Annotated in this window: 3 protein-coding genes and 1 pseudogene; 2 read left to right on the top strand and 2 right to left on the bottom strand. The window is 38.6% G+C overall.

What is annotated here, in order from left to right; genetic code table 11:
- Together ACZM60_RS02245 and ACZM60_RS02240 are read right to left on the bottom strand one after the other, a co-directional pair.
- A pseudogene (locus ACZM60_RS02245) lies at positions 1 to 266 on the bottom strand (HlyD family secretion protein); the annotation flags it as partial.
- Positions 267 to 317: 51 nt separating this feature from the next.
- A complete protein-coding gene (locus tag ACZM60_RS02240; protein WP_489520687.1) occupies positions 318 to 1,643 on the bottom strand; it encodes a TolC family protein in 1,326 nt (441 codons plus the stop codon).
- A gap of 598 nt (positions 1,644 to 2,241) precedes the next feature.
- On the opposite strand from ACZM60_RS02240, the gene ACZM60_RS02235 reads away from it, so the two are divergent.
- Positions 2,242 to 5,262, top strand: a complete 3,021-nt coding sequence (locus ACZM60_RS02235; RefSeq protein WP_489520686.1) for a SusC/RagA family TonB-linked outer membrane protein — start codon at positions 2,242 to 2,244, stop codon at positions 5,260 to 5,262.
- A gap of 13 nt (positions 5,263 to 5,275) precedes the next feature.
- Positions 5,276 to 7,222, top strand: coding sequence for a RagB/SusD family nutrient uptake outer membrane protein (locus ACZM60_RS02230; protein ID WP_489520685.1), 1,947 nt, complete (start codon positions 5,276 to 5,278; stop codon positions 7,220 to 7,222).
- Positions 7,223 to 7,658: the final 436 nt, after the last annotated feature.

Raw genomic sequence — 7,658 nt, 5'->3', positions numbered from 1 at the left:
TCCTGATGTTCGGTGAAATAGATTTTCTTGATATAACCTGAAGCACGCAGATTAACCGGCGAGATATATTGCTCTATTTGAGCATCATTACTGGATTCTGTGTTTTTATAATCAAAAAACAAGAAAGCAACCTGAATAATTCCCCAAACTAAAATAGCTATACCAATTAGGCTTACCACACGCTGGCGGGTGCGCAATTTTTTCAATTTCTTAGCCTGTTCGTGATGTGTGCTCATTGCAGCACAGTTTTTATCTGTTGTTTCCATATGTTTTAAATTGATAGTTAATCATTGACTATGAATAAAATAATTGAGAACTTACTTCAGCAGACTTTCTACACGTCCAGTCAACTTCAGCAAAGCAAGGTGAGTTACACGATAGTTATAATGCGCACTGATATAATTGTTCTGCGCTTCGCTCATACGCATTTCATCCTGTAAAACCTCTGTCATGGAGGCAATACCCTCCCGATAGCGGTCAGATGTTACCTCATAGACATCCTCCGCCAAGAGATAATTATCCTTCTGTTTCTTGAAATTGCGTTGGTTATTCATCAAATCGTTCGTAGCGTTGACATATTGTGTCTCCAGATTCTTCCGCGTATTCTCTTGCGACAAACGAATATTCTCCAGATCAATTTTCGCCTTGCGAATTTTATTCCTCTTATCCAATCCATCAAAAATAGGGACACGCAGTGCTAAGCCTAAACCATAAGAACGATACCAGTGATTGGAGGGTCCGGAATGAAACCAATGATGAAACTTATCCGTATAAGCCGTATACATCCAGCTGCCCGTCAATGTAAGTGAAGGAATGTATCCATGGAAAATCATCTTTTTCTGCCGTTCTGCCAAGTCACTCTTCGACTGAAGCAACTGAAGCTCATACAGATTTTCGGACAAGCCGGTCAATTCAATCGGAGCAATAGTTTCAGCATCCACCGGTTCCAGCGCTATATCTTTCTCTGCCGGATAATCCATCACATATTTCAGCATATTCAGCTGTTGAGCCAGCATGGCCTGTGCATTGTCATACTGTACCTGCAAGTTTTCCAGGTTTATATTGACACGCTTCACATCCACCTCCATAGCCATGCCATTGTCATAGAAAGCCACCGTAATGTCACGCAATTCCTCCAGACGCGCAATATTGGCTTTAACCAGCGTTATCTGCTCGGCCGTGACCTGTCCCAGATAGTACATCTTAGCAATCTGCATCATCAAATCCTCGCGCGCTTTTTCATAAGACAGACGGCTGATTTCATCCAATACCTTCGAAATGGAAAGTGCGGTATAAACCGTCTGATTATAGAGCGGTATTTGAAGTTGCAATCCGGCTGCGGCATTATACTGCAGCGTCTGGGTTACATTATAAGGTTTACCATAAGCAGAACCATCTGTTACGGACACTGGAGGATCGAAGTTGTCGTTAAAATTAGCCACTCCATTAATTTGCGGTAACAACTTGGCACGGTTTTCAGAAATAGCATATTTGCTTTTTCGAATCTCATTGCGCTGCCCTCGGAGACCCAGGTTTTTTTCAATACCCCAACGAAGACAAGCATCCAAAGTAAGCACCTCTTGCGCACGGCTGCCCACTACAGCACCCCATGCAACGGCAAAAATGAACATCAGTTGTTTCATATCAATACTTTCACACTAATAACTGCAAAGATAGAGAGATAGCCAAATAGAACAATATTCACTTTTAAGGAGATAATATTCATTTTTGCCTTTTTCTAAAGATATTAATCCATAAATCCAATACTTCGGTAAATTTTTACTGAAGTATTGCAAAATAGAATGACACACTTTTTTGTTTTAATTTTAGGAACTCTCATTTTGCAAAGCAAAGATAAATAGGGCAAGCGTCAGACTGCACTCCCTCTAATAATAGATTTGGGATATACTTTCTTTTGCTTTATCTCTTTCTCATGTGCACATTGGGATAAGAAGACAAACAAAAAATACAAATAGTGGTGTTACAAAATATAATCTTTTTGATTGCTTAAAAAGTTGGCTAAATAGAAGTAGAATGTCGAAATCAAATTGATTTGAAAAGAAGAAAATGCCTATATAGACGCTCTCAATAGGTTAAGAAATAATAAAATCATTAAATCTTCTCGTTTTAGAATGTTCCTTTAAATGTTACGACCATATTTCAGACTTATTGTTTGCAAAATATTGAGTAACAACTGTTTGTAAATACACTTTTTGTTTAAAGCCGTTAGGGCTATTATTTATGTTCTGTTTTATTCCCTTATGGGTCTTAGCTCAGAAAGTATCTATACAAGGTACGGTAAAGGACAAAGTTGGAGAATCGGTTATTGGAGCTAGTGTAGTAGAAAAGGGAACTACCAATGGTACTATTACAGATTTTGATGGAAATTTTGCGTTGGAGGTGCCAGCAAATGCTACTTTGGTTATTTCTTATATAGGGTATAAAACTCAAGAAATTCCGGTTGCAGGAAAAAAGAAAATTCAGATAATACTAAAAGAAGATACTGAAACGCTTGATGAAGTTGTCGTTATTGGTTATGGTTCTGCACGTAAGTCTGATGTTACAGGTTCAATAGCTTCTGTTGGTGGTGACAAACTTCGTGAAGTTCCAGCAACAAATATTACTTATGCTCTGCAAAATCGCGTTGCAGGTGTGGATATGGCACAGACTTCGTCGCAGCCGGGGGCCTCTATGCAGATTCGAATTCGTGGTACTCGTTCATTGACTGCATCAAATGATCCCTTGGTTGTTTTGGATGGAATACCTTTTATGGGTAATTTGTCAGATATAAATCCTGGTGATATTAAGAGTATGGATATTTTGAAAGATGCTTCTTCGACAGCGATTTATGGTTCTCGTGGAGCTAATGGTGTTATTCTTATTACCACTCATAAAGGTGCACAAGGAAGTCCGGCTAAATTTACATATAATGGATATGTTGGTTTAAAAACCGTTTTCTCGCAATATCCCATGATGGATGGTCCTAAATATGCTCAATTGCGTAAAGATGCTGGCTTATATCAAAATTCATTGGATGAGTCTGATAATACAAATACAAATTGGCAGGATTTATTTTATCGTAATGGTATGACGACCAGTCATGATATAGGTGTTACCGGAGGTACAAAAGGTGGCAGCTATAGCTTTGGCGCCTCTTATTATGAGGATCAGGGTGTGATTCCTACACAAGGTTACAAACGTTATTCATTGCGTGGTACATTTGAGCAGGATTTAGGTAAATATATTCGTTTGGGTATGTCTACAAATTCTAATTATAATGAAACAACAGGTACTCAGTTGGGTATGTATGGCGTTTTGTCTATGTCACCTTTGGCTAGTCCTTATAATGAAGATGGGTCATTGAAGCGTACAGTTACGATGCCGAATGACGTACAATATGTTATAACACGGGAAACATTGGAAAATTTAGACGATAGTTGGGTTAATGAAAACAAGGGATTTGGTACATACAATAGTTTGTTTGCTGAGATTAAATGTCCTTGGGTAGAAGGTTTGAAGTACCGTGTAAATTTAGGATTGAACTATCGTCAAAGCAAAAGAGGTGAATTTACAGGAGAAGGAGTGAATAGTTCTACTGCAGATACACCTTCTACGGCAGCTTTGGCTCATGAAGAAACAACAAACTGGACTGTTGAGAATTTGTTGACCTATGATCGAACTTTCAATGAAAAACATCAATTAAATGTTGTAGGAATGTTTTCGGCAGAAGAAACGGTGTATACAAAATCGCATATTGCTGCAAAGGATATTCCGGCCGAATACTTTCAATATTATAATATCGGACGTGCAGAGGGTACTATTACAGTCGATCCTAATAATTGGAATTATCAGAAGAGTGGCTTGATGTCGTGGATGGGACGTGTAATGTATACTTACGACAATCGTTATATGCTTAGTGCAACGGTACGTGCAGATGCTTCTTCTCGCTTGGCAAAAGGACACCAATGGCATACATACCCAGCTGTTTCTGTAGGATGGAATTTACGTCAGGAATCGTTTATGGATAATGTTTCTTGGTTGGATATGTTGAAATTACGTGTCGGTTATGGACAGACATCCAATCAGGTGGTTGACCCATATTCAACTTTAGGAAAGTTAAGTACTCGTCCGTACAACTTTGGGCCTAATGGTTATGCTACTGGATATTATGTATCTACAGCTCCTAATGCTTCATTGGGTTGGGAATATTCTTCTACATGGAATTATGGTATTGATTTTAGTTTATTGGGCGGACGTTTGTCTGGTACTTTGGAATACTATGTACAAAAAACGAATGATTTGTTGCTCAGTGTAAATCTTCCAAGTACTGCAGGTTTAGGAAGTTATATGGGAAATATTGGTAAAACTCAAAATAAGGGAGTTGAATTAACCTTGAATGGAACTATTCTTGATAATCATAATGGCTGGACTTGGGATGCTAGTCTGAATATTTCAGCCAATCGCAATAAATTGGTTTCATTGGCTTCTGGTCAGGAAAAAGATGAAAACAACTTCTGGTTTGTAGGTTATCCTATTGATGTGATTTATGATTATGAATATATTGGCCTTTGGCAGGAAGGCGATCCGTATCTGGATATTTTGGAACCAGGCGGTAACGTTGGTATGATAAAAGTAAAATATACAGGAGATTATAATGAAGATGGTACTCCTACTCGCCAGATAGGTCCGGAAGATCGTCAGGTAATAAGTATGGAACCTAAGTTCCAGGGTGGATTTAGTACACGTGTTGCTTATAAAGGATTTGATTTAAATGTTATAACAGCATTCAAGTGTGGAGGAAAACTTATTAGTACATTATACTCATCAAGTGGTTATCTGAACATGTTGAATGGTCGTCGTGGTCAGGTCGATGTTGATTATTGGACTCCGGAAAATACTGATGCTAAATATCCGAAGCCAGGTGGTATTACGAGCAACGATAGTCCGAAATATGGTTCAACATTAGGATATTTTGATGCTTCATACTGGAAAGTACGTACTATTACATTAGGATATAATTTCAATGGTCAGAAATGGTTAGACCGTTTGGGAGTAGACGGGTTGCGTGCTTATTTCACAGTGCAGAATCCTTTTGTTATCTGCTCTCCATATTATAAGGAAACAGGAATGGATCCGGAAACAAACTCTTATGCCGATGAGAATGTTGCTACTACAGGAAGTATGCCTAGTCGTTTGCTGACTATTGGTACGAATTCTCCATCGAACCGTAATTATCTGTTTGGCATTAGTTTAACTTTCTAAATCTGTAAAATCTATGAAATCAATATTTAAGAAAATAAGAATTGCCGGAATGTCGGTCGTTACTCTTTGTTTGATAACTTCTTGCTCCGATCTGTTGGATGAACAGCCTCGAAGTTTTTATGATCCGAATTTTTTTAAGACGGAACGTGGAGTAGAAGGTGGAATCACCTCGATGTATGCGCATCTGCGTTATATCTATGGTCAAGCTTATTTTTATAACGTTTGTGAAACAGGTACAGATGAAGTTACTTATGCGAAGGATGCTGATAGTAATTTTAAAGATGCCGATTTTTCTGGCGTTGGAAATCTAACTGCTTCAAGTAGCCGTTCGGATGTTCTTTGGAATGCTGTTTATTCTAATATCAATACGGCAAGTGGAGTTATAGAAAATGGCTCAGAAGTTGGCATTTCTGCTTCATTGATTGCTGAGGCACGTTTTTTCCGTGCTTTCGATTATTTTCAGTTAGTACAGACATTTGGTGGAGTGCCTTTGGATTTAGGTGCTGGTGAGCTGAAATTCAATATAACCCCTTCGCGTATTTCAGTGCGTAATACAGTACCGGAAGTTTATACGAAAGCTATTTTTCCGGATTTGTTGCAGGCGGTCGAGGAATTGCCGGATCAACCTCGCGTAACCGGTGGAGTGACAAAAACTGTAGCCCGTCTTTATTTGGCCAAAGCATATCTTACTTATGCCTGGTGGTTGAAAAATCCTAATGACATACCTACTTATCCTGAATGTGATCGTACAGATCCCGACGGACATGATGCTGCATGGTATTTTCAGAAAGCTTATGATTATGCAGTAGAAGGTATTTTGAATCCTGGACCTTATGGCTTGCTTGATTATTATTATGATATAAACTTGGGCTCTAATGATCGGAATAAGGAAATTATGCTATATGCTGATCATACAGAAACCGATGAATATTATAATGGGGGAAGTTTAACCTATGGAAGTGGTAGCGCTCCCGATAATTTTGCAGGATGGATGATGACATGGAACTATACCACTATTACTTGTGTTTCGGATAATGGAACAAAAATAAATCCGATTCGTCGAGTTGCTGAGCAGGCTTATGGTCGTCCCTGGACTCGTATGTGTCCTACAATTGAAGCTATTACAAAAACATTTAGCGATAAAGTAAATGATTCTCGTTATGATGGTACATTTGTGACCGCATATCGTGCAAACTGGTCAAAAGAAGGTTTGACAAATGCTTATGTACTTGGCGCTAATGATTTAAAGATCGGAGAGGGAGATGCAGTTCTTACTTTCCTGGATGAGGAACCTTCTACTTCAGTAACTTATCCTTCTGATGGTGGAAGTAATGGTATTGGAGCCGGCACAATTCCTGGCGTGGCTAGTTATGTTATTGCTCCGAGTGGAATAAGCCGTTTGTCTTATCCGGGACTTTGGAAACTTGGTCCGTACCGTACTGATAATGGCGATGGCCCAGGTCAGCCTAATGCAGGTAGTACTCGTCCGTTTAATATCGCAAAATTCTCGGAACTTTATTTTGTTGCTGCTGAAGCAAATGTAATGGGGGCAACTGCTTTGTCGAATATGGATGCGCGTAGCTTGATAAATGTAATCCGTGCTCGTGCGGGTAAATGGAGATGGAGTAATAACGGTAACGTTGAAAAAATAGCAGATTATAGTGCAGAAATGGTAGCTGCTACTCCTGCAACGATAGATATTGATTATATTCTGGCAGAACGTTCTCGTGAGTATTATGGTGAGGGCTATCGTTGGTTTGATTTGGTCCGTACTCAAAAGTGGGATGAACTGGCGGCTACTTATACGATTTGTGGTTCTGGACTGGGTGATCATACTCCTCAGACCATAACTCGTACAATTGAAAAGTATCATTATTTGCGGCCAATTCCTCAGGGGCAGCTTGATGCGATGACTATGACTGAAGCTGAAAAAGATGCATATCAGAATCCAGGATATTAATTTGTCTTGAGTAAAGGTGTAGTATTATTAAATTAAGATTATCCCCTTCTATATTCTGTCGTCTGTCAATACTGAAGTATGAATGGCGATAGAGTATAGAGGGGATTTTTATTGTCTATAGTTCGGGGCGAGTTTGGCTGATAGTTATCCCTAATTACTGCTATTGTCTTGATAAGTTTGTTTTGTCTCTTCTCAGAATTTCTCTTGATGTTTTCTGAAAGTTTGTACAGAAACAATTTTTTTTTGTACAAAAAATCTTATGTTTGTTGCCTTCTTTTTTTTTATCATTCGTTAGAATCATATTTTGATTAGCAGAAAAAATTATTCATCTATGAATTTGTTGGGCTATTTATTTGCCGTTTTGCTTGTTGAGGTGCTGGTGTAATTTTATATCTTTGCGCCATTTTTAAGCTTATTGATTGTTAAGATATATATA

The sequence above is a fragment of the Phocaeicola sp. genome (assembly GCF_057861905.1).
This window is presented reverse-complemented; position numbering and strand designations above follow the sequence as displayed.